Origin of the sequence: Pseudomonas sp. NPDC077186, assembly GCF_044543505.1 — a bacterium.
Taxonomy (GTDB): Bacteria; Pseudomonadota; Gammaproteobacteria; order Pseudomonadales; family Pseudomonadaceae; genus Aquipseudomonas.
Genome location: NZ_JBITWE010000008.1, coordinates 62,448 through 87,026 on the forward strand (window position 1 = coordinate 62,448; position 24,579 = coordinate 87,026).

The window sequence follows — 24,579 nt, forward strand, 5'->3', positions numbered from 1 at the left end:
CGGCCACAAGGTGACCACCTGTTTGAACTTGGCATTACTCCTTTTCCGCAGGCAATGGCACGGCGTTGGAGCTGATGGGCGTGGAGTTGGGCTATGTCACGAGCCAGAGCATTAAAGTTCTGGTGCGACCGCAGCTGAAGCTGATGCTGGTCAGAGGCATCTTGAACGGCAATGCATGTGGACGTTTCTTAAGCCTTGGAGACGGGACTTGTGAGTTGATGCAACGCGAAAAGAAGAAAGCCCCCGCGAACGAGGGCTGTGGAGTTGACGATCAGTCATGGTTGAAATTCGGCTCCTCAATGCCGGACAGGCTTTGCTCCAGACAGGCACTGCACCTGGATGCGCCGCCAACTGCCATCCTCGATCAATTGCTCCAGCGTTTCCCCTAGCGCGTCGAAGAATACTTGATTGATGCGTGCGACGAGCTCTCCATCGCGTTTCAGCTCGATCGCATAGAGGTCATCGGCGCGTTCGTACAGCAGTGTGACCTGCCCTTGGAACTTTGCGGTGGCCACGGTGAAGCTGATCGCCGGCGGCGTCTTGATGATGTCGTCGGGTAGTGGATCGACAACGGAAAACTCCCGTGCGCCGGCATCCACCAGCAAGTGGGTGATGTTGCGAAAACCATCGGGAGCCGGCAGCTGTTCGAGCTGGTTGATGAGCTCCTGCAGCTCCGTGCAGCGTGGTTGCGGGAGTGGCAGCTTGGCGGGTGCGGAACCGAGAATGTGCGTTTGCATTGTGAAGGGTGTGCCGTCAGCGGCGTACTCGGTACGTTCTTCCGGTGTGTCCGCTCGTAGACCGTCGAAACGGCGCCGGGCATACGGCTGGACCTGCACCTTGGCACCTTCAACAGGCACTTCAGTCAGCAGTGAGCGATCGAGCACAGCGAATTCGGCCCGGCCGATCTTGACGACAATGGCGTCGCCGGTGTCGGCGATCACCTTGCCCTCGAACGGTTTCGGGTCGATGTGGAAGCCCCACGTCGAGACCTTGGGTTATCCGTCGAAGATATTGAACTTGAACGAGCGGACATTGCGGGGAACGTGACCTGCGACCAGAGCGGGCATTTGTGCGCGGATGGCTTGGGTATCCATTGGAGGCTCCTTGATTAGAAGGGGACTCCCGCCCGCAAGGGAGGGTGTCCCTTGAGGGGTGGATGGCGCGACTGGCGCCGGATAACAGTGCAACCCGTGCGGTAAACCGCACCGCAGCCTTGAGGGTCTTGGCTGTCCGGGATGTTGGCGGCGCCAGCGAACATGCGGGTCACGATGGGGCGCAGGTGAGCGATTTGCGCGAGGCAAACCGAACCCGCTGGGCACCGTATTGACCGTCCTCCCAGAAGGAAAACGCCCCTCGGCGAGGGGCATGGGAAAGCCTGCGGAGCACTTCGAGTTCCAGGCGCTATACCTGATACAGCCTGAGCCCGTCGAGCGTGGCGGCATCGCCATCCAAAATCAGAACGCGAACGTCGGCAGTGGCCGCCTGATGCAGGACTTCTACTAACGACGGCGGGACGCGCTGAGCCAGATGCTCCTGCCGTAACTGCTCAGCCTTGATGCCTTCGACCTGTAGCAGGTTGGCGCTGGTCCAGGGCGTGGCGATCAGCTTCACCCCGACAGCCGGTGAGCAGGGGATGGGAAAGGCGACGAACAGCAGGCCGGTGGGCGTTTTCGTAGCCGCCATGTCCTCCAGGTAGCGCATCGCACCCTCGGTGACATGCGCACTGCTGATCTCCCAGCAGCGACTGTAATGCCCGGTCTCGAAGCTCAGGCGCTGAACCACTTCGCGCGCGGATTCCAGGGTCTGGGCATCGCCGATGTGACTGGGGGCGCCGTTGTCGTCGCCGTAAATGCTGTAGAGCACAGCCAGGATCATGCCGGTTCCGCTACAGAGTGCATCGAGCTCTGGCGCAACCTCCTGACCTTCAGTGACGAGCACGAAATCGTCGCTGAAGATGCAGCGACGGTGGATCAGTTGTGCGTCCGGCACATGGTTTTGCGAAGCATGCAGCGGTAGATAGGTCACTGGGCAGCGGTCGTCGTAGCCGATGACGGCGACTCGCTGAATATCGAAGCCGTGGTAACCACGGGTAAAGGGATTGATCGGGCTGTTCATGGTGTCGCTCCTGTCGAAAAAGATAGAGGGACATGGCCCCCAAGGGACGCACGTCCCTCGTGGGCTGGAAAAAAGGGTAGGCTGAGAGCGGCAGGCTCACCAGCCGTCGTAGTGCAGTACCAGCTCGGCGATGATCTTGCGGCGCTCCAGATCGAGACCGCCAAGATCGGCAAGCCCCTCGAACTGGCAGCGTTTGAGCATCGCGCCGCCTTCACTGGCGTTGTAAAAGCTGACCATCGCGGAGAGGAACAGCCGTTGGCCGCTGCTCAACACGCCGAGGGCCTCGTTAAGCCGCTGCACATTAGGTCGCAGCTGCCACTTGCTCGTGGCCTGCTGCAGCCCGGCACGAGTGCCATCGCCGAACCACTCGGCACCGGCGATGTGAACGCCGCGTTTCCATGCCTGCAGAAATGCCGCAGGGGCATTGTCGAAATGCAGCATTTCCCGCGCGATCTGATCAAGGACGTCTGGGGGTAAAGACTGATTCATGATGGTCTCCCGATGGGTAGGGTTCAGGGATGGAGGCGCTGCTGCCAGTGCCCTGTGCTCAGGGGCCGCTCTGCAGCTTCGTATGAGCGGAAGTACTCGACGGACTCGCGCGAGACCGGGCCGTTGTGGTCGGCAGTGCCGATGAAGTAGCCGGCGGCGCTTTGCCGTACCTGCAAGGGCAGGCGTTGACTCACGTAGGTCAGGGCCAGGTAGCCGATGGGTTCGGCTCGGGTCTGAGTGGTGCAGGGTGACGCGGGAGGGGCATAGGACATGGAAAGCCTCCTGGCTGAAATAGAACAAAGCACCGACGCCTGGCCGGCGTTCGTCCACGAGCTGGTGTGGGGCGGACGGGTTGGGGCGGCGCGGAAGATTCCGCGGTGCAGCCGAGGCCCCGTGCTGCGGGCATGGTGTCGACCGAGGTCGACTACACATGGGAGCAGCTTCGAACGGCGAGGGGAGGCGAGTCAGCGGGAAATGGGAAACCGGTGGCCTCCAGAATTTGCTGGCGGCCGGAGCACTCGCGTTTGTGCTGCAGGGAAATCCCTCGTTGTCAGTTGGGCTGAGGGGGCGGCTAATTCAGTCGCTGGCTCGGCGACGATGCGCCGTTGTACTGGGCGGGCAGGAGAAAAGAGGCCGAAGGCTTGGGCCTTCGGCTGTTGAGGAAGACACCACCTGTGCGCTGAGGTAGGGCGTGGCCGTCGTCAAAGCCATCCGCTACGTAGCGATTGCACTCGACCCGTGTCGTGGCTGGGGTCGACATCCTTTGGCACGCATCCGCGCACAAAAGGAACCCGTTGTTTCGCCGGTGGGCGCCGGCACTGAATACCATTCGACCCGAAGGGTCTCCTGGTGCCTCGTCCTCTTATCGAGACAAGGCACCAGGGGACCCTTCATCGCGACACTCAGCAGATCAATCTGTTCGTGCATTACGGGCGGAGGATGAGTCAGCCTTCCCGTCGACCCAGCGACATGCTGGCGACGTGCACGCGTTGCAGAAGGATGTGGCGTGCTGGGTTCCCCGCGGGCACGGGGGGTGCGCATCGACCGCGGTCGATACGATGGGGAGCGGGACCGGCAAGCTATTTCGAGATCTGCCGCGGCTTGCGCAAGGTGCTGCGCTTGGCGCTGGTCTGCCGGCCATACTGGACGGGCAGGGTGCCTTTGCAATCGGGATAGTGGCAGCAGGACCAGAAGGGGCCGGTCTTGCCGGTGCGTTGGCGGGTGGCGCTGCCGCACAGGGGGCAGGCGGGGCCCTCGGGGAGTTTGATGGCCAGGCTGGCGCCGCGATATTGCTGCACCAGCTGAGTGATCCACATGGATTGCTTGGCGACGAAGGTCTCCAGCGTCATGTCGCCGGCCTCGATCATATCCAGGGCCTGCTCCCAGACGGCGGTCGTACCGGGATCGGTGATGGCCGCTGGCACCGCATCGATCAGCGTGCCCGCCGCTTCGGAGGTACGCACGGTGCGACCTTTCTTGAGCAGGTAGCCGCGGTCGAGCAGCCCTTTGATGATGCTGGCGCGCGTCGCCTCGGTGCCGATGCCCGTGGTCTCTTTCAGCTTCTGCTTCAACCGCGGGTCGGTGACCAGCTTGGCGACGCCTTTCATGGCCTTGACTAGATCGCCCTGGGTGTAGGGCTTGGGTGGCAGCGTCTTGAGCGCCTTCAGATCCACCCGGCCGACCTGGCAGGACAGTCCTTCGCGTAGGGCCGGCAACACCTGGCTGCGCGGTGCTGCGTCGCCGTCTGTGTTGTCCGTTTCCGACATGGCCAGCAGCTGGTGCCAGCCGGGGATGATCACCTGCTTGCCAACGGCTTGCAGGGTCTGACCGCCGCACAGCAACTGGGCGGTCGTTCGGTCGAACTCGTGATGGGGCAGAAACTGCGCGAGGTAGTGCGCACGGATCAGCCTGTAGACCGCCCGTTCCTTGTCGCTCATGGCCGCCAGGTTGGCTGGTTCCAGCGTCGGGATGATGCCGTGGTGGGCCGACACCTTGCCGTCGTTCCAGGCGCGTGAGCGCTGGGTCCGATCGAGTTGCTCAAGCAGTGGGCGCAGGCTGGGATCGGTGGCGAGCACAGCCGAGAGCACGGCCGGTACCTCGGCGAACATGCTTTCGGGCAGGTAGCCCGAATCCGAACGGGGATAGGTCATCGCCTTGTGCGTCTCGTACAGCGACTGGGCGATGTCCAGCGTCTCCTGCACGTCCAGCCCGAATCGCCGCGAGCACAGCTCCTGCAGCGTGCCCAGGTCGAAGGGCAGCGGCGGCGCCTCACGCACGCGCACCGTCTCGACCGACACCACCTGGGCGTTGCCGGCCGCGCGCAGGCGATCGGCGGCTTGCTGGGCGACCGCCTGCTGCAGGCAGCGGCCGGCGTCATCGCTGCAACCGTCCGGCGCGATCCAGTTGGCGAGGAAGGATTGCCCGCCTGCCGATAGCGCGACTTCGACGACCCAATACGGCACCGAAACGAAGCGCGCGATCTCGCGGTCGCGGGTGACCACCAGGGCCAGCGTCGGTGTCTGCACCCGGCCGACCGAGAGCACGCCGTCGTAGCCGGCCTGACGCCCGAGCAGGGTGAACAGGCGGCTCAGGTTCATGCCGACCAGCCAATCTGCCCGGGAGCGCGCGAGCGCCGTGTAGTAGAGCGGCAGCGTCTCGTTCGACGGCTTCAGCGCGCCCAACGCCTTGCGAATGCTCGCGTCGTTAAGTGCCGACAGCCACAGCCGTTGAATCGGCCCGCGATAGCCGCACAGCTCGATGATCTCGCGGGCGATCATCTCGCCTTCGCGATCCGCGTCGGTGGCGATCACCAGCTCGCTGGCCTGGCCGACCAGCTGTTTGACGATCTTCAATTGCGCGGCGGTTGTAGCTTTCGGCTCGACCCGCCAACGCTCGGGAATAATGGGGAGCTGCTCAAGGGCCCAGCGCTTGTACTGCTCGCCGTAGGCTTCCGGTGGAGCCGCCTCGATCAGGTGGCCAATGCACCAGGTCACCACGCTGCCCGCTCCGCTGTAGCAGCCATTGCCGCGCTGACCAGCCCCCAGCACACGGGCGATGTCTTTGCCCTGGGAAGGTTTCTCGCAAAGGAACAGACGCATACGGCCTCCGGGAAGGGGCATCGAGTGAGCCTCAGCATGGCCATCCGCGGCATCGGCGGCAGCAAATAACGTGGTAGCGGCCGTTCCCCAGTTGTGCGGTGGTAGGTGTCCTCCAGCGATGAGAACAGGGCCGGTGTCGCCCAATCACCAGCAGCTTCGTTCACGGCGGCGCCGGAACTCAGTGGACGTCCATGGAACTATCCCCCGGGGATAGTTCCATGGAGCGCTTTTGCGGTATCACTCGGCCGGCTGGGCGGGCTCGTTGGCCGGTTTCGGGCTCAGGGTTACGGCATCGATCCGGTACGGCAGGATGCCGACACGGCGCGCCTCGATCTTGAAGGTCACGCGTTCGTTCTCGTCGGCGTCCTCCCACTCATCGCGTACCGTGCGACCTTCCACCAGCACGCGCATGCCTTTCTGGTACAGGGTTTTCCAGTGCTCGGCCTCGCGGTGCCACAGCTCCACGGGCGCCCAGTAGCCACCGCGGTCGTCATAGCCTTCCTTGGTCGGAACCGGGTTGTCGAAATACACGTTCAGGCGCAACAGCCGCCTGGGCTCGTCGTTGCCGCTCGGAAACTCCCTGAACTCCGGTGCCGAACCGATGTTGCCTTCGCCAACAAAGTGCGTGCTCATAATGACTCCTTGGAACAAGTGGTGCGGATGGACGCAGCGCTTCCGGGGACGCGCTGCAGGTAAAGCGATTCGGCCTGGGCCAGCTTGCTGGCGCACTCCTGAGCCTGGCGACCCAGCGTGTGCAGCAGGCTGATCTGCATATTCAGCACGATGCGCTGGACCTCCATGGCGTAGAGGTCATCAATTAGGGTGTCAGGCGTGGCGTTGCTGCTGATCAGCGCCTGCCACAGCGCCACGCCCATGGCCGAGCGATTCGGCTTGCGCCAGCGCAGAAAGGTCGTGCCGGCGCCCGTGGTCTGCTGGGCCAGTTCCACGGGCAGCAGGCGGAAGGGGTAGGCATTCGCCTGCGCCAGGACGCGCTGCTGCGCCAGCTTGATCAGCTCATCGCGAAGCCTGTGGCACTGGCTGGCCCACTGGGTAAGTGCCCCCTTACCTTTAAAAGGCTGTAAAAGGCCTTTTAGAGAGGCGGCCTGTTCTAGCTTGAGGAAGTCGGCCTGTTCCAGGGGGTAAAAGCGGCGGGCTGCCGCAGAACTCGAAGTCGAGGTCATGCGGAGGCCTCCTCGTCATCGCTGGCGGCGGCCAGGGCCATGTCCGCGTGTTCACCCAGCACATCGTCGTCACTGGCATCCGCTGCATCCTGCGGTGCCGAGGCGGCCAGCGCCGAGCGCCGGATGATCGGCGGTGCGTAGCGCGAGCGCAGCGTGCCTTCGAGTACGTCCTGCGGTAGTTCCCCGAGCTTCTCCAGGGCCGCTCTGGCGGCGGCATTCTTGGCGGCGAAGTCATCGCGGGTGCAGCCCGAGTAGCGGTACTGCTGTGAGAGCGAGAACAGGCTGCGCAGCGCGTGGGCGCCTTCGTGGAGCCAGCGCTCGAGTGTGCTGCGATCGATCAGCGCGGTGTGGTGGGCGAGGATCAGCTTGCGCGCCAGGTCGTCGTAGTCGGCCAGCAGGTACACGGCGAGGAAGCCGAGCTGGGCGTTGACGAACAGCGGCAGCTTCACCGGCTGCACGTTCAGGTTCTCGCCCAGCGACAGCGCCGGTGGCACGTCGGACAGGGCCTGGTCGACCTGTTCACGCAAGCTCTGCAGGCTGTCCTTGGTCTGCGCCAGTTTTTCCTCGATCCGCAGCATCCACCAGTCCGAGTACGGATCGTCCTGCTCGGCGCCGCGCTTGATCTTGTTGGCGATGGCGATGAAACCGTTCAAGCCGACAATGCCGGGTTTGCCCTCGCTGGCCGCGCGACCGTGCCAGATGCGCGAGGCGTGATGGGTGTGCAGCGTCAGCGACATGGCACTGCGCAGCGATCCGAGGTTCAGTTGCAAGGAGGTGTCGGTGGCCATGGGGACGACTCGCGTAGGGGGAACGAGTCGCCAGCTTGAGCAGCGCGCAGAAGGCGGTCAGTCAACAAAGCGCAGCCAGCGTCAGCCGGCTTTGCCGAGCGGAAGGCTGGCTGTAGCAACTATCCCCGGGGGATAGCTCCATGGAGATCCAGTAGGCAGGTGGGCAGTGCTGGCGAAGAGCAGGGCAGCGGGTCGCCTCCGGAAGGCTGTCTGTTGCAACTATCCCCCGGGGATAGCTCCAGAGAGGTCCAGGGAGGGTTGCCCGACCGTCATTTGGGGTGTAACAGGGCATGCAGCTGGGCGAGGTGGCTGTGCACCACCTCGGGGTTCGCTGTTCGGGATGCGGGAGGCGGATCGGCGGCGACGGTCGTGTGCTTGTCCTGTCCGGCCCAGGGATTGAATTCTCCGCGAATGGCCGCCTGGATGATGCCGAACAGGTAGCCGGCGGGTTTACGCACCACGCTGCTGCGACAGCGCACGGCCCATTCGTCGAGCACGGCTTGCCGCTGTTCGGCCGGCACTTGCTGCAGGGCCACCAGCGCGCCCGCCTGCTGCTCTTCGCGCAGCGCCAGAAAGCGCTCGGGCAAGCGCAGGCCTTGGGGTTCGCGCGCACGCAGTACTGTACTTACTGATTTACTAAGTACTTCAGTACGGTCCTGCTTCGGATTCCGAAGCGGGCCGGTTTTGCTGGCTTTCGCGCCTACTTCGGAATCCGAAGAGGACGGTTCGCGATTCCGAAGAGGGGCATCGGCGCCTTCTTCGGAATCGTGTTGGGGCCGGTCCTGTGGATAACTTTCCGGGGAGCTGACGCCGCCCTGCGTCATGCGCTGTACCAGCACCTGCAGCCGCGTAGGCAGCGTGCGGCCGCTGAGCATGGGGTCTTCGCCGAGCTCTTGGATGACACAGTGGCCCACCCGCTGGATGGCCTTGCTGGCATGGGTGAGAGCATGGCTCACCAGGCCCAGATACTCCGGGTCGAGCTGCATGGCTTCGAAGGGCGTGAGCGGTTCGTCGTGCAGGACGTACAGATTGCCCTTGATGCGCCCGGTCTTGGCATCGCGCCGGCGGCGCACGAGGCTGAGCCAGCGTGTCAGGCGCAGCAGCGTCAGCGCACGTGCCACGGTTTCGTACGACGCCTGCTGCGTGCAGGGCATCGAGGCCAGGTAGGGCCGCAGCTCATCGTAGGTGGGAAACGCCGTCACGCCATCGGCGTTGAGCATGAGCCGGATGATTTGCCAGGCATTACGCTCTAGCGGCGTCAAACGCCGGTCGAGAAACAGCGCCCGGGGCACACTCTCATGACGATTGCCGCTGTAGAGAAAGCCATCGCTGGCGGGCGTGTGCTCCCGATGGGGAGGCAGGTCTCGCAGGGCGTCGTCGAGCAGCGTTGCAAGCGCGGCGGGGCCAGCCGGCGAGACCATGGGTCACACCAGGCCTTGTTCGATCCAGCTGGCTATGGCCGCCCAGATCACCGACATGGGCAAGGCGAGGGCTTCGGCCAGATCCATCGTCAGTTCCAGCATCGTGCTGTCGTCATCCAGTGCGATGCCGCGCTCGGTGATACCGGCCTTCCACTGCTTCCACAGGGCCATCTCCTGTTCCTCACTCAGCACCGGATGCCGCCCTCGGCGCTTGGGCAGGCAAATGATGTCGCGGCGCAGGGCGACCTCCTGATGGGTCAGCCCGTAGAACTTGCTGACCATCTCGGTACTGGCCCCCAGGCGCAGCATGCGATCGATCGTGGCGATCTCCTGCTCGATGTCGCGCATCTGGCTGACCAGGCGCCAGAGGACGGCCGTATTGACCGTCACCGAACACCAGGGTACCTGGGCATTGGCCAGCAGGCTCACCAATGCCGGTTGCTTCAGTACGTCCAGTTCCCGCTCGCTGAACCCCATCGACTGGCAACGGCGCAGTTGGCCGTTGCGCAGGTCGTGCAGCGCCTGTGCAACCACAGCTTGATTAAGTGGATGAGGTGCCGACATGGTTCCCTCCGGCCTGTTTCAGGGGGTGGCCTCATCTGGATTGGCCTCCAGATCCAACAGCCGGCGTGCCAGCCGGACCAGACGGAACAACTTGACCAAGCCGTTATCGCTGAGACGGGGCAGGGCGTCTGCGTCGCTGATGCAGCCTCCCAGCAACAGTGCTCCCAGGCTGGCTGCCAGGTGCACATCACCCTGATCCGGCTCCTTGGCGTAGGGGCGACTCAAGGCGCGTAGCAGTGCCAACACCACCTGGCCGAAAGCCGATGGCGACAGGCCCGGACCGGGAGCAATACAGGTGAACCCTATGCCGGTTTGGACTGCTTCGATGCAGCCTGGCACCTCGGCTTGCTCGGCGATCTCCTGGGCGAATTGGGCGATGTGGATGCGCAGGCGATCGGGTGAGTCCAGTCCCGGCTCGATGTACCAAACGTCGCTGATCGGGAAGAGTCCGCCGGCTTGCACTGGAATTGCCTGCAGCACAGTGTCCGTGAAGGTAGGGATAGCATCACCGGTATGCTCGGCGACCATGTGTTGGATGGTTTGCAGTCGCTCTGTGTTACCGGCCGGTGAGACGATGTGTCCCTGCAAGCGCACTGCGGCATCATCCTCACCGGAGGAAGCGCCTGCCCGAGGTGTCTTCACTGGCGACGGCAGTGGGGTGGCGTCGTTGTTCGGTGCGTTTCCGCAAGCACCGACTGCCGCGCCATCGCTGCGAGAGCCATCCGGCAAGTTAGCGCCTGCGCGGGCGGTGTTGACGACGGTAGCGGTTTCGACGGGCGGCTGGGGTGGACTGTTTACCGCACGTTGACGGTGTTCGGTACTGTCGACATCGAGCGCCAGCACGTTGTAGTCGAGATCGAGCAGCTGCGACATCTGGCCGATCAGCTCGTCCTGGACGCGGTTGACGGAAAAGCTATCGGGCTGGCCATCGAAGGGGGCAAGGGCGTCGTGGAACAGCGTCTCGAAATCGACGACCAACGCCTTGCCGCTCGCATACTTTTCCCAGGTGATCTCTGTGGCTTTGCGCAATACCGCCAAGCGTTCGACCTGATGCCGGCCCAGACCGTTGTACAGCACGTTGGGAATGCTGGGCAGCAGGTAGCGCACGGTGTCTTGCATGCGGCTGATATGCGATTGATGGATGGGATAGCCGTCGGTGCTGAGGCGGCGGGCCAGTTCCGACTGCGACAGCGACTTGCCGCTTTCCTGCTCGTAGAGTTCGCGGGCTTTTTCAACGCCGAGCGCCCGCTCGATGAACGTCAGGCCGCCGTGCAGCTCGTTCTCCGCCAAGTGCCCGGTCAGTGCGACGATCTCGCCGCGCTCCGGCCACGGCCGGAACAGGCAGGGAATGCGAAAGAAGCGTTCGTCCTTGGTCTCCGACCACAGCTCGCGCAGGATTGCCAGGCGGGTGTTGCCGCCGTTACGAATGATGAAGTGCTCGGCACCGGGCCGCCGGGTAATTGGTGGCGGGGCATCCAGACCCCGCTCACGGATGGAGGTTTTGATTTCGTCGTACAGTGGGTTGCGCGTCAGGCGGGGATCCAGCTCGTAGGGGCGCAGGTCATCGAGCGTGACCACCATCGGCGTGTCGGTCAGCGGGTCGCTCAACACCTGTGCGGCAGGGCCGGAGCGGGAAAATCCCTCGGCCAGTAATTGGCCGGCCATTTCCTCAGGCGTGACAGTCGCCATGACGGCCTCCCTACGTGCTCTGGCTTACCTGGTCGTCGCTCACCGGTGAGCGCGTGAAGATCGGTGGCAGGCCTGGCTTCACCAGCTTGAGCTGTCCTGCAGCTGTGCGGCGGACGTCCCAGCCTTCACGCAAGGCGAATTCGATCAGCGCCAGGAACCGCGAAGCTTCACGGCAGCGCTCAGAGGTGCTCGACATGGGACGGCCTCCTGCCGACGCGACCGGTCACGCTGGCAAACGGCTCTTGCCACTGGGGCAGCAGCTCACTGGCCAGGGCACGCATGATCTCCAGCGCCGCCGGCGCCTGGCGCCCGCTCGGGCGTCGGTATTCAGTCCGGTGCACGGGTTGGCCCGCAGTTGCCGCCCGCGGGAAGGCTTCGATCGCGGGCAGTTCGCTGCCCAATATCCGCACCTCGCTGTGCTCACGAAAGATCAGCCGCAGCGTCTGCTGCACCAACTTGGCGTTCGACGAGACAGCGGGCACGCGATTGAGCAGCAGATGCACGGGCGGCGGCTGGATGCCCAGATAGTGGTACGGGGCGATCGCATCGATAAGCTGCAGTGTGCCGCGCTGCAGTTCCCGCGCTGCCAGAATCTCCGGGGTGATCGGCGAGACGGCCAGGTCGGCGGCGAGCAGGGCCATCTCCAGCATGACGCTGCGCGCACCCTGCGTATCGATCAGCACCAGGTCGTAATGCGGCTGGAACAGCGGCAGCAGGTTGCGCAACCGCAAGCGCCCATCGGCCGCATGCAGCAACAGCGTACCCAACTGTTGGTGCTGGTCGTTGGACAGCACCACGTCCAGGTTGGGCACGGAGGTCTGGGAGACCAACTGCGGCAGCGACTGCTCATTGAATGCCAGCAACTCGTAGATGCCGCCGGCGGCGCGCTGGGTGAGCGCGTAGTAGGACGACAGCGTCGGCTGGACGTCGAGGTCGATCAACAGAACCCGCTGACCGGCGTCGGCGATAAAGCCGCCCAGGTTGGCGGCAACGGTCGTCTTACCGACCCCACCTTTGGTCGAAATGATGGCGATCACGTGCATGACCCGCTCCCTGTCCGTGGTGGCGCCGTGTCAAACGCGCTCTTTGAGGCGTTCGGTGATCCAGCTATCGATTTCGGCGGAGTCCCAGCCGACGGCGCGAATCCCCAGGCGCAAGGCCCTGGGGAACTTGCCTTCCTTCATCAGGTTGTAGATGTGGGCGCGCTTGAAGCCGGTTCTGGCTTCCACTTCGGCGCGGCGCAGGATGCGATGCTCGGCAATCGCGTTTTGCTCAGTGGACATCGTGGTCACTCCTTTATGCTTGGTAGCACTCGTAGGGGTGACAGGCAGTAGAAAGGCGTCACTCCATTGGCGCATCAAACAATCGGATCGTGCTGACCACCTGATTTACAAGAACGGCCCTTGGTCGCTCTAACTTCGCACTGCTGTCTGGCATCCGCCGTCCAGCCGACCCGCAAGGCGGGCACTATTGATAGGACGTCGAGGGTAATCAAGATAGAAAAGACGCAGCGTTCTACTGCGGAAGGGATGAGGTGGCGCCCCCGCATTTCTGGGTCGCGGCGGTGACTAAAAAGGTTGGTGGGCAATGCCAGTGCCTGCCATCTACTTCTGGGGCTGATTCGGCGGATATCCAGTGCGCTGCACTGCAAGAGATGGCACAGGCTCCGGGACGGGGCGACCTTAAAGGTCCGACTGGTGACGGAAAAAAGATCTTGACGCGCCAGCGCTGGGACGGATCGGATTCTTTGAGATCCCACATCAGCCGATGGTCACCTCACCAATTTGCCGGGCGCGGTCGATGAATCGGCTGAGGGCCTCGGGGCGTGGCTGATCGAGCAGGGTGATGAACGTCGCTGTGCTCGGTACATCGTCCGTGACGGGGTGGACGATCACGTCAGGATGACTGTACAGCGTGATCTGCGAAGCCAGTCCAATGCCAATGCCGTAGCCAGCAGCAACTAGCATTACCATGGGCTCGTGCCCGGAAACGTATTCGGCATCCGCAGGAAACGGCAAAGAGGCCGCGTAGAACCAGCGATGAATCACGTCGTATCCACCCGCACACAGCTCTGGATGGCACAAAATCAGCGTATGTCGAGCAATTTCCTGTAGAGGGATTTTTTCCAGGGAGAGAAGAGGGTGGTTTCGCGGGATGGCAATGATGGGGCGATCGGTCCAGACGATTTCCTTGACCAGCCCTGCGCTGAGCTCGGTATGGACAGTGAAGCCCGCATCGATCTGATCATGCACCAATGCTTTGACCATCTCGCTGACAGTCATTTCTACGATTTTGACCTCGGTGAGGGGCTCTTCCTCTCGGCAGCGCGCCAACAGTTTGGTCAGGTAGGGCTGAGCAAGGCTGTCTGTCAGGCCGATGCGCAGCCGGCCGCGATAGCCTTTCTCCGCCGCACGGACACGACTCTGTGCGTCCTCTACAAAGCTGAGTATGCGTCGTGCTTCATCCCGGAAGACTTCTCCGGCCCAGGTCAGGTGCATGCCTGCCTTCGTGCGTTGAAATAAGCTGACCCCCAACCCCGACTCCAGCTCTTTGATGGCGCGTGACAGGGGGGACGGCTCGATATGAACTCGTGCCGCAGCCCGCGAGAAGCTCAGTTCTTCGGCGACGACCAGGAAATAGCGCAGATGACGTATCCGCATGCAATAGCCTCCGTGCTTGCTTGGTTCCTCTTGGATGGATCGCAGTAATCCCCCTCACGTGGGGCGCATGCGACTCCTTCGTTGAAGAGCCTTCTTTGAAGCTCCTTAGCGGGTTCTAGTCCCGCCTGGTGATGCCGAACCGTCCGGGTTGCCCCGGGTGGCGCTCCACCGCCGTGAGAGCTTGGGCGGTTGATGGCACAATAACCTCACTTGATCATGGGATGCACCATCAGTAAAAGAACAAGTGCCCAGGCGTCAACGAGTCGGCGAGGGGCGCACAGAAAGGTTAGGTGCCGACCTCCACCCTCTCAAAAGAAAAATTGAAGCCAGGGGTTGCCTGGCTCCTCAAACAAGTCCATAATTGCGTCCGCTGCTAAGGCAGTGGTTGCGGAAAATCTTTTTAAATCAAAAGGTTAGAGGCTTGGTTCTAGTCTCGTTTCCCGCTCCAAATAAACGAAAACGCCGCTCGATCGAGCGGCGTTTTCGTTTCTGTCGTTCGTAGTCTGCAAAAGGCCCGCCGGTCATGTCGTGCGGGCCTTTTGCGTTTTGCTGGGGTGGTTAATGCTTGGCGCCGTCGGTGGACAGGGCCAGCAGCTGCTTTTCCTGGTTCCAGTCGAACGGCTCGTCGTTCTGCTCGGCCTCGAAGCGGCGCTCGTCGAGGGCCTGGTACAGGGCGATTTCCTCGTCGGGCATGAAGTGCAGGCAGTCGCCGCCGAAGAACCACAGCAGGTCGCGCGGCACCAGGTGGGCGATCTGCGGGTAGCGATGGAAGATCTGGCTGATCAGGTCCTGGCCCTGGTACTGGCTGGATACCGGATCGCGCGGCAGCTCGGCGAGCAGCTCGTCGTAGCGCTCGAGAAACAGCGCGTGGCTGTCGTCCAGGACCTGCTCGGCTTCGCCCAGGGCGACCAGGATGCCGCGCAGGTGGTTGAGCAGGGCGAGATGGTGTTCGAGGTGGCTGGCCATGGTGCGATTCCTGTTGGGTAAAACGGGCGCAGGAGTATAGAGAGCCTGGCGCCCGCTGTCCCGTTTGGGCTTGGGCAGCCGTGGGAGGCGCTTCAGCGGCGATGAAGCCCCTCCCACGGTTCGCCTGGCTTAGCGCACCTTGCCGCGGCCGAGTTTGAGCTCCTCCTTGGCGAAGTCGTCGACATCGATCACCCGCCGCCGCGCGGCCTCGGCGGCCTGCAGGCGCTGGCCCGTTTCGCCGTCGAGCAGGCCGGTGGCGATGGCCGCCTCGATGGCGTCCTGGCCGGGAGCGGGCTGCAGGCTGCCGTCCTTGAGCGCCTGTTGCAGACGCTTGCGTGCATCGCGGCTGGCGTCGATCAGCTGCAGCGCGTGTTGCAGGGCGCCGACCGCATCCTGCTCGGCCTGCGGCCGGTAGCAGCCATCCAGCAGCGCCTCCAGTGCCGGATCGCCGGCCGGGCGGCCGAGAATCGCCGCCACTTCGGCGTCCAGCGCGTCGCTCGGGCCGCGGTGACGGCGGCCGAGGGGGAACACCAGCACTTTGAGCAGGCAGCCGAAGGCGCGATTGGGGAAGTTATCCAGCAGCTCGGCCAGGGCCCGTTCGGCGTGGAACAGGTTCTCCTCCATGGCCCAGCGCACCAGCGGCTGCACGGTTTCCGGGTAGTCCAGGTCGTGGTAGCGCTTGAGTGCCGCCGAGCCCAGATAGAGGTGGCTGAGCGCATCGCCCAGGCGCGCCGACAGGCGTTCGCGGCGCTTCAGCTCGCCGCCCAGCAGCATCATGCTGCTGTCGGCGCACAGGGCGAAGGCCGCGGCCAGGCGGCCGAGAGCGCGGAAATAGGCTTGGCTCAGGTTGTCGCCGGGGGCCTGGCCGAAGCGCCCCAGGCTCAGGCCGAGCAGCAGGCTGCTGGCGGCGTTGCCGACGGCGAAGCCGATATGCTGCATCAGCAGGACATCGAACTCGGCCAGCGCTTGGTCCTTGTCGTCGCGCCCGGCCAGGGCCATTTCCTTGAGCACGTAGGGATGGCAGCGGATGGCGCCCTGGCCGAAGATCATCAGGTTGCGCGAGAGGATGTTGGCGCCTTCCACGGTGATGGAGATCGGCGCGCCTTGCCAGGCGCGGCCCAGGTAGTTGCTCGGGCCCATGATGATGGCCTTGCCGCCGTGCAGGTCCATGGCATGGCTGACGCACGCGCGGCCGCGTTCGGTGAGGTGGTACTTGAGGATGGCCGACAGCACCGAGGGCTTCTCGCCGAGGTCGACGGCACTGGCGGTGAGGATGCGCGCGCTGTCCATCAGCCAGGTGTTGCCGCCGATACGCGCCAGGGCCTCCTGAATGCCTTCGAAGGCGGCCAGCGGCACGCCGAACTGTTCGCGGATCTGGCTGTACTGGCCGCTGACCAGGCTGGCGAGCTTGGCCGCACCGGTGCCGCCGGCGGGCAGGGAAATGGAACGGCCGACCGACAGGCAGTTCATCAGCATCATCCAGCCCTTGCCCAGGTACTCCTGGCCGCCGATCAGGTAATCGAGCGGGATGAATACGTCCTTGCCGCTGTTCGGCCCGTTCATAAAGGCAGCGCCCAGCGGCAGGTGGCGACGGCCGATCTCCACCCCGGGGGTGTCGGTGGGCACCAGCGCCAGGCTGATGCCGAGGTCTTCCTCGTCGCCCAGCAGGTGCTCGGGGTCATAGGCCTTGAAGGCCAGGCCGAGCAGGGTGGCCACCGGCGCCAGGGTGATGTAGCGCTTCTCCCAGTTCAGGCGCAGGCCGATGACTTCCTCGCCCTGCCACTGGCCCTTGCAGACGATGCCGGTGTCCGGCATGGCGCCGGCGTCGGAGCCGGCCAGCGGGCCGGTGAGGGCGAAGCAGGGAATGTCCTCGCCGCTGGCCAGGCGCGGCAGATGGTGCTGGCGCTGCGCATCGGTGCCGTAGTGCAGCAGCAGTTCGGCCGGGCCCAGGGAGTTGGGCACCATCACGGTGGAGGCCAGGTCGCCGCAGCGGGTGGCCAGTTTCATCGCCACCTGCGAGTGGGCGTAGGCGGAGAAACCCTTGCCGCCGTATTGCTTGGGAATGATCAGGGCGAAGAAGCCGTGCTGCTTGATGTGCTGCCAGGCCTTTTCCGGCAGGTCCAGCTGCTGGCCGACCTGCCAGTCGTTGACCAGGGCGCAGAGCTCTTCGGTGGGGCCGTCGAGAAAGGCCTGTTCTTCGTCCGTCAGCTGCGCCTTGGGGTAGGCCAGCAGCTTGTCCCAGTCGGGGCGGCCGCTGAACAGCTCGCCGTCCCACCACACGCTGCCGGCCTCGATGGCGTCGCGCTCGGTATCCGACATCGGCGGCAGCACGCGCTGGAACCAGGCGAACAGCGGGCCGCTGAACAGCTGACGGCGCAGATCGACCAGCAGCACGAAGGCCGCCACGGCACCGGTGAGCGCCCACAGCAGCAGTTGCAACCAGCCGGGCACCGGACTCAGCAGCGCCATGGCCAGCAGGTAGGCGGCGGTGATGCCCAGCGCGGGCAGGGCGGCGCTGCGGCTGTGGGCCAGGTAGGCCACGCCGAGCAGCAGGACCAGTAACCAGATAACGAGCATGTGTGTTCCTCCATGAGTGACAGCGGACGACGCCACGAGCTTAGTCGCGAATTGGCGGCAAGGCGGGGCAGCTTGGCCGGATCGCCGTTTTTATGGCGCGATCGGCGCGCTTAGACTGGGACAAACCCTTGGGAGCACGACCCATGCAGAGCTACCTGCAACCCGGCCGCTTCATTGACAGTGACCACCCTGCGCTAATCGAGTTCGCCGAGCGTTGGCGCGGCGCCGGGCGCGATCCGCAGGGCCAGGCCGTGGCGCTGTACCGCGCGGTGCGCGACCAGATCCGCTACAACCCCTATGTGTTCAGCCGCGAGCCGGCGACGCTGAAGGCCAGCCACGCGCTGCTCGCCGGCGAGTCCTACTGCGTGCCCAAGGCCAACCTGCTGGCGGCCTGCGCGCGGCATTGCGGCATTCCGGCACGCATCGGCCTGGCCGACGTGCGCAATCACCTGTCGACGCCGCGCCTGCTGCAGTTGCTGCGCAGCGAGGTGTTCGCCATGCACGGCTATACCGAGCTGTTTCTGGGCGGGCGCTGGGTCAAGGCCACGCCGGCCTTCAACGAGGCGCTGTGCCGGGTGTTCAAGGTGGCGCCGCTGGAGTTCGACGGCGTCCACGACAGCGTCTTCCACCCCTATAACGACCAGGGCGAGCGCTATATGGAGTACCTGGTCGATCACGGCCAGTTCGCCGACTTGCCCGAGCAGCTGTTCTTCGACCACCTGCAGCGCTGTTATCCGCATCTGTTCGCCGCCGATGCGGCATTCATGAGCGGCGACCTGCAGACCGAGGCGGCTGTTATCGACTGAATCGATAGTCAAGATCGCCAGGGCGGGCTTTTCTCCGCGCGTCGGCCTGGGTAGGGTGCAGGTCGGCATGCGCCGATGGCCGCAACACGCGGTTGCAAATCGTCGCCCCTGCCCCCATCTATGCTGTCTTCACCCTCGCGCGGGAAACCCCATTTTCATGAGCTCCGCCCTGACCATCCGCCAGTTGACCAAGACCTACGGCAACGGCTTCCAGGCCCTGCACGGCATCGACCTGGACGTCGCCGAAGGCGACTTTTTCGCCTTGCTCGGCCCCAACGGCGCCGGCAAGTCCACCACCATCGGCATCCTCTCCACCCTGGTGAACAAGAGCGGCGGCACGGTCAGCGTGTTCGGCCACGACCTCGACCGCGAGCCGTCGGCGCTCAAGCGCTGCCTGGGCGTGGTGCCGCAGGAGTTCAACTTCAACCAGTTCGAGAAGGTGTTCGACATCGTCGTCACTCAGGCCGGCTACTACGGCATCCCGCGCAGCATCGCCAAGGCGCGCGCCGAGCAGTATCTGACCCAGCTGGGCCTGTGGGAAAAGCGCAACGTCGCCTCGCGCGAGCTGTCCGGCGGCATGAAGCGCCGCCTGATGATCGCCCGCGCGCTGGTGCACCAGCCGCGCCTGCTGATCCTCGACGAGCCCACCGCCGGGGTGGACATCGAACTGCGCCGCTCGATGTGGAGCTTTCTCACCGAGCTGAACCAGCAAGGCATCACCATCATCCTCACCACCCACTACCTGGAAGAGGCCGAGCAGCTGTGCCGCAATATCGGCATCATCGACCACGGCCGCATCGTCGAACACAGCAGCATGAAGGACCTGCTCAAGAAGCTGCACGTCGAGACCTTCCTGCTCGACCTCAAGGACACCCACGCGGCGGCGCCGCAGCTGCAGGGCTACCCGGCGCGGCTGCTCGACGACCACACCCTGGAGGTGCAGGTGGAGAAGAGCCAGGGCCTCAATGCGCTGTTCCAGCAGCTGGCGCAGCAGCGGGTGGAGGTGCTCAGCCTGCGCAACAAGACCAATCGCCTGGAGGAGCTGTTCGTCTCCCTGGTGGAAAAGAACCTGGCCAAGGTGGCGTCATGAATACCCAGTACCTCAACAGCGAACTGGCCGCCAACCTGGTGGCCCTGCGCACCATCGTCCACCGCGAGGTGCGCCGTTTCCTGCGCATCTGGCCGCAGACCCTGCTGCCGCCGGCGATCACCATGGTTCTGTACTTCGTCATCTTCGGCAACCTGATCGGCCGGCAGATCGGCGACATGGGCGGCTTCAGCTACATGGAGTACATAGTGCCGGGGCTGATCATGATGTCGGTGATCACCAACAGCTACGGCAACGTGGTGTCGAGCTTCTTCGGCAGCAAGTTCCAGCGCAACGTCGAGGAGCTGCTGGTGTCGCCGGTGTCGCCGCATACCATCCTCGTCGGCTTCGTTGTCGGCGGCGTGCTGCGCGGCCTGGCGGTGGGCTTCATCGTCACTCTGCTGTCGCTGTTCTTCACCAAGCTTTCGGTGCATCACCTGGGTGTGACGGTGCTGGTGGTGCTGCTGACGGCGACCATCTTCTCCCTGGGCGGCTTCGTCAACGCGGTGTTCGCGCGCAACTTCGACGACATCTCGATCATCCCCACCTTCGTGCTGACGCCTTTGACCTACCTGGGCGGGGTGTTCTATTCGATCACCCTGTTGCCGCCATTCTGGCAGGCGGTGTCGCTGGGCAACCCGATCCTGCATATGGTCAACGCCTTCCGCTACGGCATCCTCGGCGTGTCCGACATCCGCATCAGCGTGGCCATCGGCTTTATGCTGTTGGCCACCGCGGTGCTGTACACCCTGTGCATCCGCCTGCTGGTCAGCGGCCGCGGCATGCGTCAGTAACGGGTAGAAAACATAGGGAAATAGCTTGCCCCGCTGTCATTGAAGTAGCAGAAGGTTAGACTCGGCTTATACATACAAGAGGGGTTGTATATGGCCGTGCTGCTGCGTTCCCTGCCACTGCTGTTGTCGGCGCTGCTCGCCGGTCAGGTGCTGGCCGCCGATGGGCCCCTGGTGGAAGTGGTGCCGGTCAAGCAGATGGCGGTGCGCGACGAGCTGATCACCTTCGGTTCGCTGCGCTCGGATGAGTCGGTGATGATTCGTCCGGAAATCGAGGGGCGCCTGGCCAGCCTGCATTTTCGCGAGGGCCAGGCGGTGACCGCCGGCGACCTGCTGGTCAGCCTCGACGACGCCATCGCCCGCGCCGAGCTGGCCCAGGCCCGCGCCAACCTCGACCTGGCGGAGAAGAACCACCAGCGCGCGCAGATGCTGTTCCAGCGCGGCGCCAGCAATGCCCAGGCCCTCGACGAGGCGCAGAGCCAGTTGCAGGCCGCCCGCGCCAGCCAGGCGCTGGCCCAGGCACGGCTCGACAAGACCCAGATCAAGGCGCCCTACGACGGCGTGCTCGGCCTGCGCCAGGCCAGCGTCGGCGACTACCTCAGCGCCGGGCAGAACATCGTCAACCTGGAAGTACTCGACCCGCTGAAGGTCGACTTCCGCATCCCGCAGAAGGCCGTGGCCCAGGTACGCCTGGGGCAGACGGTGGAAATCAGCCTGGACACCTACCCGGGCGAGCGCTTCCAGGGCGAGATCTTCGCCATCAACCCGCGCCTGGACGAAGTCGGCCGCAGCCAGGCGATCCGCGCCCATATCGGCAACGACGACCGCCGTCTGCGCCCCGGCCAGTTCGTCCGCGTCTCGGTGATCCTCGCCGAGCGCGCCGAGGCGCTGGTGATTCCCGAGGAGGCGGTGATGCCGGTGGGCGAGCAACTGCTGGTCAACCTGGTGGTGGACGGCAGCGTCGAGCAGCGCGAGGTGCGCCTGGGCAAGCGTTTCGACGGCCTGGTTGAGGTGCGCGAAGGCCTCGAAGGCGACGAGACGGTGATCAGCGCCGGCTGGCAGAAGGTGCGCCCGGGCCTGGCGGTGCGCAGCAAGAGCGGGGAGCGCCAGCGGTGATCCTCTCCGATATCTGCATCCGCCGGCCGGTATTCGCCACCGTGCTGTCCCTGATCGTGGTGCTGCTCGGGCTGATGGCCTACGATCGCCTCAGCGTGCGCGAATACCCCAATATCGACGTGCCGATCGTCACGGTGAACGTGATCTACCCCGGCGCCAGCCCGGAGATCATGGAATCGCAGGTGGCGCAGCCGATCGAGGACGTGCTGTCCGGTATCGAGGGACTGGACTTCGTCAGCTCCATCAGCCGCTCGGAAAATACCCAGATCACCGCCCAGTTCCGCCTCGGCAGCAATGCCGACGAGGCGGCCAACGACGTGCGCGACCGCCTCGGCCGGGTACGGGGTCTGCTGCCCGACGAGATCGACGAACCCATAGTGCAGAAGGTCGAGGCCGACGCCCAGCCGGTGATCTGGATTGCCACCTACAGCGACCGCTACAACGCCATGGAGATCACCGACGTGCTGGAGCGGGTGATCAAGGATCGCCTGCAGACCATTCCCGGCGTCGCCGAGGTGCAGATTCGCGGCGCGCGCACCTTCGCCATGCGCATCTGGCTCGACCCGGAGAAGCTCGCCGCGCACAACCTCACGGTGCAGGACGTGGAGGACGCCCTGCGCCGGCAGAACGTGGAGATTCCCGCCGGGCGCATCGAGTCGCGCGAGCGCGAGTTCACCGTGCTGTCGGAAACCGACCTGAGCACGCCCGAGCAGTTCAACGCGCTGATTCTCGACGATTCGCAGGGCTACCTGCTGCGCCTGGCCGACGTCGGCCATGCCGAGATCGGCCCGCGCGACGAGCGCAGCGTGGTGCGCTTCAACGGCCGCCCGGCAGTGTCCATGGGCATGATCAAGCAGGCCACGGCCAACCCGCTGGACATCTCCGACGGCCTCGAGGCGGCCCTGCCGGAAATCCGCGCGCTGCTGCCCGAGGGCATGCACATGACGGTGGCCAACGACAACTCGCTGTTCATCCGCGAGTCCATCGACAACGTCTTCATCACCATCTGGGAAGCGGTGGGGCTGGTCATCCTGATCATCTTCATCTTCCTCCGCTCGTTGCGTGCCACCCTGATTCCGCTGGTGACCATCCCGGTGTCGCTGATCGGCGCCTTCGCCCTGATGTCGCTGATGGGCTTTTCCATCAACACCCTGACCCTGCTGGCGATGGTGCTGGCCATCGGCCTGGTGGTGGATGACGCCATCGTCATGCTGGAGAACGTCCACCGCCATATCGAGGCGGGGATGAAACCCATGCAGGCGGCCTTCACTGGCAGCCGCGAGATCGCCTTCGCGGTGATCGCCATGACCCTGACCCTGGCCGCGGTGTTCGCGCCCATCGGCTTCATGCAGGGCACCACGGGCAAACTCTTCACCGAGTTCGCCTGGACCCTGGCAGGCGCCGTGCTGGTGTCCGGTTTCGTCGCCCTGAGCCTGACGCCGATGATGTGCGCGGTGCTGCTAAAGCCGCACCAGGCCGGCGAGCGCCACAGCCGGCTGTACAACCTGATCGAACGCTTCCTCAACGCTGTCACCTACAGCTACAAGCACAGCCTGGATCGCGCCCTGCGCGCCTGGCCGCTGGTGCTCGGCGTGTTGCTACTGGCCTTCCTGCTCTGCGCCTGGCTGTTCAATGGGCTGCGTTCGGAGCTGGCGCCGACCGAGGACACCGGCACCATAGTCGGGGTGTTCAACGGCCCGGACGGCGCCACCATCGACTACACCGCGCGCTACGCGCGAGAGGTGGAGGCGGCCTACGCGAGCATCGCGGAAACCAACCGCTATATGGTCATCGCCGGCTTTCCCACGGTGGCCCAGGGCATTTCCTTCATGAAGCTGGAGGACTGGGCCGAGCGCAGCCGCAGCCAGTTCGAGATACGCAACGAGCTGCTGCCCAAGCTGCAGGATATCGCCGGCATGCGCGTGTTCCCGGTCAACCGCCCGCCGCTGGGGCAGAGCGCGCGCAACCAGCCGATCAACTTCGTCATTCGCTCGTCCATGGAGTACGCCGAGCTGCAGGGCTATGTCGAGCAACTGCTTGCGCGGGTGCGCGACTATCCGGGGCTGGAAAGCCTGGACAGCGACCTCAAGCTCAACGCGCCGCAGCTCAAGGTGGCGGTCAATCGCGAGCAGGCGGTGGCGGTGGGCACCGATGTCGCCACCATCGGCCGCAGCCTGGAAAGCCTGTTCGGCAGCCGCCAGGTGACCCGCTTCAAGCAGAGCGGCGAGCAGTACGACGTGCTGGTGCAGCTGCAGGACATCGACCGCAGCAACCCGCAGGACCTCGACCGAGTCTACGTGCGCGACCGCGAGGGCGGCATGGTGCAGCTGTCCAACCTGATCTCGGTGCGCGAGACCGTGGCGCCGCGCGAACTCAACCACTTCAACCAGCTGCGTGCGGTGACCATCAGCGCCAACGTCGGTAGCGGCTACACCCTGGGCGAGGCGCTGGAGCATCTGGAGGCCGCCGCGCGCGAGGTGTTCCCGCCGGATACCCAGTACGACTACACCGGCACCTCGCGCGACTTCAAGGAATCCAGCGCCGGCATCGCGCTGATCTTCGCCCTGGCCCTGGCGTTCATCTTCCTGGTGCTGGCAGCGCAGTTCGAGAGCTTCAGCGATCCCCTGATCATCCTCTTCAGCGTGCCGCTGTCGATGGCCGGCGCCTTGCTGGCGCTGACCCTGTTCGGCGGCACTCTGAACATCTACTCGCAGATCGGCCTGGTGACCCTGATCGGCCTGATCACCAAGCACGGCATCCTCATCGTCGAGTTCGCCAACCACCTGCTGCGCGAGGGCAAGGAGCTGCGCGCCTCGGTGATCGAGGCGGCGGTGCAGCGCCTGCGGCCGATCCTGATGACCACCGGGGCCATGGTCCTCGGCTCGCTGCCGCTGGCCATCGCCACCGGCGCCGGCGCCGAGAGCCGCCAGCAGATCGGCCTGGTGATAGTCGGCGGGTTGCTGGTGGGCACCTTCTTCACCCTCTACGTGATCCCCACCCTGTACCTGCTGCTGCGCCGCTGGCAGCCGCTGCGGATGATCGACGAGCAGCCGGCTGTTTCGTAGCCCGGATGCAATCCGCGAGCGGCGAGCCGGGCAGGAAAATGTCCCCGGATTGCATCCGGGCTAGGGAAGTTCTGAAAAAGCCATTTATCGTCACTCCCGCGAAGGCGGGAGCCCAGGTACTACGCAGGTTCTGGATTATTCCCCCTGCGGGCCAGCGCAAGCGCTG

21 protein-coding genes and 1 pseudogene are annotated in these 24,579 nt (G+C 64.6%); 5 read left to right on the plus strand and 17 right to left on the minus strand.

What is annotated here, in order from left to right:
* Nucleotides 1-296: 296 nt before the first annotated feature.
* The 17 genes and pseudogenes from ACIGKL_RS23200 to ACIGKL_RS23280 form a co-directional block, all read right to left on the minus strand.
* Nucleotides 297-1,094, minus strand: a pseudogene (locus ACIGKL_RS23200) (GTPase).
* A 307-nt stretch (nt 1,095-1,401) separates the two neighbouring features.
* Entirely contained in the window at nt 1,402-2,115 is a 714-nt protein-coding gene (locus ACIGKL_RS23205) for an ABC transporter substrate-binding protein (protein ID WP_397488727.1), read from the minus strand.
* A 96-nt stretch (nt 2,116-2,211) separates the two neighbouring features.
* Entirely contained in the window at nt 2,212-2,604 is a 393-nt protein-coding gene (locus tag ACIGKL_RS23210; RefSeq protein ID WP_397488728.1) for a hypothetical protein, read from the minus strand.
* A gap of 23 nt (nt 2,605-2,627) precedes the next feature.
* A complete protein-coding gene (locus ACIGKL_RS23215) occupies nt 2,628-2,876 on the minus strand; it encodes a hypothetical protein (protein ID WP_397488729.1) in 249 nt (82 codons plus the stop codon).
* A gap of 807 nt (nt 2,877-3,683) precedes the next feature.
* Nucleotides 3,684-5,702, minus strand: a complete 2,019-nt coding sequence (locus ACIGKL_RS23220) for a DNA topoisomerase III (RefSeq protein ID WP_397488730.1) — start codon at nt 5,700-5,702, stop codon at nt 3,684-3,686.
* A gap of 237 nt (nt 5,703-5,939) precedes the next feature.
* The gene (locus ACIGKL_RS23225; RefSeq protein ID WP_397488731.1) at nt 5,940-6,335 is read right to left on the minus strand and encodes a single-stranded DNA-binding protein; all 396 of its coding nucleotides are present in this window, start codon (nt 6,333-6,335) and stop codon (nt 5,940-5,942) included.
* On the minus strand, nt 6,332-6,883 hold the full coding sequence (locus ACIGKL_RS23230) for a DUF3158 family protein (RefSeq protein WP_289715658.1): 552 nt from the start codon (nt 6,881-6,883) through the stop codon (nt 6,332-6,334). Before ACIGKL_RS23230 ends, ACIGKL_RS23225 begins: the two co-directional genes overlap by 4 nt.
* On the minus strand, nt 6,880-7,671 hold the full coding sequence (locus ACIGKL_RS23235) for a PFL_4669 family integrating conjugative element protein (RefSeq protein WP_289715659.1): 792 nt from the start codon (nt 7,669-7,671) through the stop codon (nt 6,880-6,882). The genes ACIGKL_RS23230 and ACIGKL_RS23235 overlap by 4 nt, the downstream gene beginning before the upstream one ends.
* 269 nt (nt 7,672-7,940) lie before the next feature.
* The gene (locus tag ACIGKL_RS23240; RefSeq protein WP_289715660.1) at nt 7,941-9,092 is read right to left on the minus strand and encodes an STY4528 family pathogenicity island replication protein; all 1,152 of its coding nucleotides are present in this window, start codon (nt 9,090-9,092) and stop codon (nt 7,941-7,943) included.
* 3 nt (nt 9,093-9,095) lie between these two features.
* Nucleotides 9,096-9,656 carry a DUF2857 domain-containing protein gene (locus ACIGKL_RS23245; RefSeq protein WP_289715661.1) on the minus strand — a complete coding sequence of 187 codons (561 nt, stop codon included), beginning with the start codon at nt 9,654-9,656 and terminating at the stop codon, nt 9,096-9,098.
* Nucleotides 9,657-9,674: 18 nt separating this feature from the next.
* Nucleotides 9,675-11,345 (minus strand): ParB family protein, encoded by a 1,671-nt coding sequence (locus tag ACIGKL_RS23250; RefSeq protein WP_289715662.1) that lies wholly within the window; start codon nt 11,343-11,345, stop codon nt 9,675-9,677.
* A gap of 10 nt (nt 11,346-11,355) precedes the next feature.
* Entirely contained in the window at nt 11,356-11,541 is a 186-nt protein-coding gene (locus ACIGKL_RS23255) for a type II toxin-antitoxin system HicA family toxin (RefSeq protein WP_289715663.1), read from the minus strand.
* Nucleotides 11,525-12,388: a ParA family protein gene (locus tag ACIGKL_RS23260; protein WP_289715664.1), complete on the minus strand. Its 864-nt coding sequence runs from the start codon at nt 12,386-12,388 to the stop codon at nt 11,525-11,527. Before ACIGKL_RS23260 ends, ACIGKL_RS23255 begins: the two co-directional genes overlap by 17 nt.
* Nucleotides 12,389-12,418: 30 nt before the next feature.
* Nucleotides 12,419-12,628 carry an AlpA family transcriptional regulator gene (locus ACIGKL_RS23265; RefSeq protein WP_058171512.1) on the minus strand — a complete coding sequence of 70 codons (210 nt, stop codon included), beginning with the start codon at nt 12,626-12,628 and terminating at the stop codon, nt 12,419-12,421.
* A gap of 477 nt (nt 12,629-13,105) precedes the next feature.
* Nucleotides 13,106-14,005: a LysR family transcriptional regulator gene (locus ACIGKL_RS23270; protein WP_397488732.1), complete on the minus strand. Its 900-nt coding sequence runs from the start codon at nt 14,003-14,005 to the stop codon at nt 13,106-13,108.
* A gap of 558 nt (nt 14,006-14,563) precedes the next feature.
* The gene (locus ACIGKL_RS23275; RefSeq protein WP_397488733.1) at nt 14,564-14,971 is read right to left on the minus strand and encodes a PA2817 family protein; all 408 of its coding nucleotides are present in this window, start codon (nt 14,969-14,971) and stop codon (nt 14,564-14,566) included.
* A gap of 129 nt (nt 14,972-15,100) precedes the next feature.
* Entirely contained in the window at nt 15,101-17,548 is a 2,448-nt protein-coding gene (locus tag ACIGKL_RS23280; RefSeq protein WP_397488734.1) for an acyl-CoA dehydrogenase, read from the minus strand.
* A 143-nt stretch (nt 17,549-17,691) separates the two neighbouring features.
* On the opposite strand from ACIGKL_RS23280, the gene ACIGKL_RS23285 reads away from it, so the two are divergent.
* The 5 genes from ACIGKL_RS23285 (at nt 17,692) to ACIGKL_RS23305 (ending at nt 24,413) form a co-directional block, all read left to right on the plus strand.
* A complete protein-coding gene (locus ACIGKL_RS23285; RefSeq protein WP_397488735.1) occupies nt 17,692-18,354 on the plus strand; it encodes a transglutaminase family protein in 663 nt (220 codons plus the stop codon).
* Between the two features lie 157 nt (nt 18,355-18,511).
* Nucleotides 18,512-19,444: an ABC transporter ATP-binding protein gene (locus tag ACIGKL_RS23290; RefSeq protein ID WP_397488736.1), complete on the plus strand. Its 933-nt coding sequence runs from the start codon at nt 18,512-18,514 to the stop codon at nt 19,442-19,444.
* Nucleotides 19,441-20,235 (plus strand): ABC transporter permease, encoded by a 795-nt coding sequence (locus tag ACIGKL_RS23295; RefSeq protein WP_397488737.1) that lies wholly within the window; start codon nt 19,441-19,443, stop codon nt 20,233-20,235. The genes ACIGKL_RS23290 and ACIGKL_RS23295 overlap by 4 nt, the downstream gene beginning before the upstream one ends.
* A gap of 90 nt (nt 20,236-20,325) precedes the next feature.
* Nucleotides 20,326-21,348, plus strand: a complete 1,023-nt coding sequence (locus ACIGKL_RS23300; RefSeq protein ID WP_397488738.1) for an efflux RND transporter periplasmic adaptor subunit — start codon at nt 20,326-20,328, stop codon at nt 21,346-21,348.
* Nucleotides 21,345-24,413, plus strand: coding sequence for an efflux RND transporter permease subunit (locus ACIGKL_RS23305; RefSeq protein WP_397488739.1), 3,069 nt, complete (start codon nt 21,345-21,347; stop codon nt 24,411-24,413). Before ACIGKL_RS23300 ends, ACIGKL_RS23305 begins: the two co-directional genes overlap by 4 nt.
* Nucleotides 24,414-24,579: the final 166 nt, after the last annotated feature.

Coding starts and splice junctions, on each gene's coding strand:
- ACIGKL_RS23300 (WP_397488738.1), top strand. CDS start 20,326: ATGGCCGTGCTGCTGCGTTCCCTGCCACTGCTGTTGTCGGCGCTGCTC.
- ACIGKL_RS23230 (WP_289715658.1), bottom strand. CDS start 6,883: ATGACCTCGACTTCGAGTTCTGCGGCAGCCCGCCGCTTTTACCCCCTG.
- ACIGKL_RS23265 (WP_058171512.1), bottom strand. CDS start 12,628: ATGTCCACTGAGCAAAACGCGATTGCCGAGCATCGCATCCTGCGCCGC.
- ACIGKL_RS23205 (WP_397488727.1), bottom strand. CDS start 2,115: ATGAACAGCCCGATCAATCCCTTTACCCGTGGTTACCACGGCTTCGAT.
- ACIGKL_RS23255 (WP_289715663.1), bottom strand. CDS start 11,541: ATGTCGAGCACCTCTGAGCGCTGCCGTGAAGCTTCGCGGTTCCTGGCG.
- ACIGKL_RS23235 (WP_289715659.1), bottom strand. CDS start 7,671: ATGGCCACCGACACCTCCTTGCAACTGAACCTCGGATCGCTGCGCAGT.
- ACIGKL_RS23220 (WP_397488730.1), bottom strand. CDS start 5,702: ATGCGTCTGTTCCTTTGCGAGAAACCTTCCCAGGGCAAAGACATCGCC.
- ACIGKL_RS23210 (WP_397488728.1), bottom strand. CDS start 2,604: ATGAATCAGTCTTTACCCCCAGACGTCCTTGATCAGATCGCGCGGGAA.
- ACIGKL_RS23260 (WP_289715664.1), bottom strand. CDS start 12,388: ATGCACGTGATCGCCATCATTTCGACCAAAGGTGGGGTCGGTAAGACG.
- ACIGKL_RS23250 (WP_289715662.1), bottom strand. CDS start 11,345: ATGGCGACTGTCACGCCTGAGGAAATGGCCGGCCAATTACTGGCCGAG.
- ACIGKL_RS23275 (WP_397488733.1), bottom strand. CDS start 14,971: ATGGCCAGCCACCTCGAACACCATCTCGCCCTGCTCAACCACCTGCGC.
- ACIGKL_RS23270 (WP_397488732.1), bottom strand. CDS start 14,005: ATGCGGATACGTCATCTGCGCTATTTCCTGGTCGTCGCCGAAGAACTG.
- ACIGKL_RS23245 (WP_289715661.1), bottom strand. CDS start 9,656: ATGTCGGCACCTCATCCACTTAATCAAGCTGTGGTTGCACAGGCGCTG.
- ACIGKL_RS23215 (WP_397488729.1), bottom strand. CDS start 2,876: ATGTCCTATGCCCCTCCCGCGTCACCCTGCACCACTCAGACCCGAGCC.
- ACIGKL_RS23225 (WP_397488731.1), bottom strand. CDS start 6,335: ATGAGCACGCACTTTGTTGGCGAAGGCAACATCGGTTCGGCACCGGAG.
- ACIGKL_RS23295 (WP_397488737.1), top strand. CDS start 19,441: ATGAATACCCAGTACCTCAACAGCGAACTGGCCGCCAACCTGGTGGCC.
- ACIGKL_RS23290 (WP_397488736.1), top strand. CDS start 18,512: ATGAGCTCCGCCCTGACCATCCGCCAGTTGACCAAGACCTACGGCAAC.
- ACIGKL_RS23280 (WP_397488734.1), bottom strand. CDS start 17,548: ATGCTCGTTATCTGGTTACTGGTCCTGCTGCTCGGCGTGGCCTACCTG.
- ACIGKL_RS23240 (WP_289715660.1), bottom strand. CDS start 9,092: ATGGTCTCGCCGGCTGGCCCCGCCGCGCTTGCAACGCTGCTCGACGAC.
- ACIGKL_RS23285 (WP_397488735.1), top strand. CDS start 17,692: ATGCAGAGCTACCTGCAACCCGGCCGCTTCATTGACAGTGACCACCCT.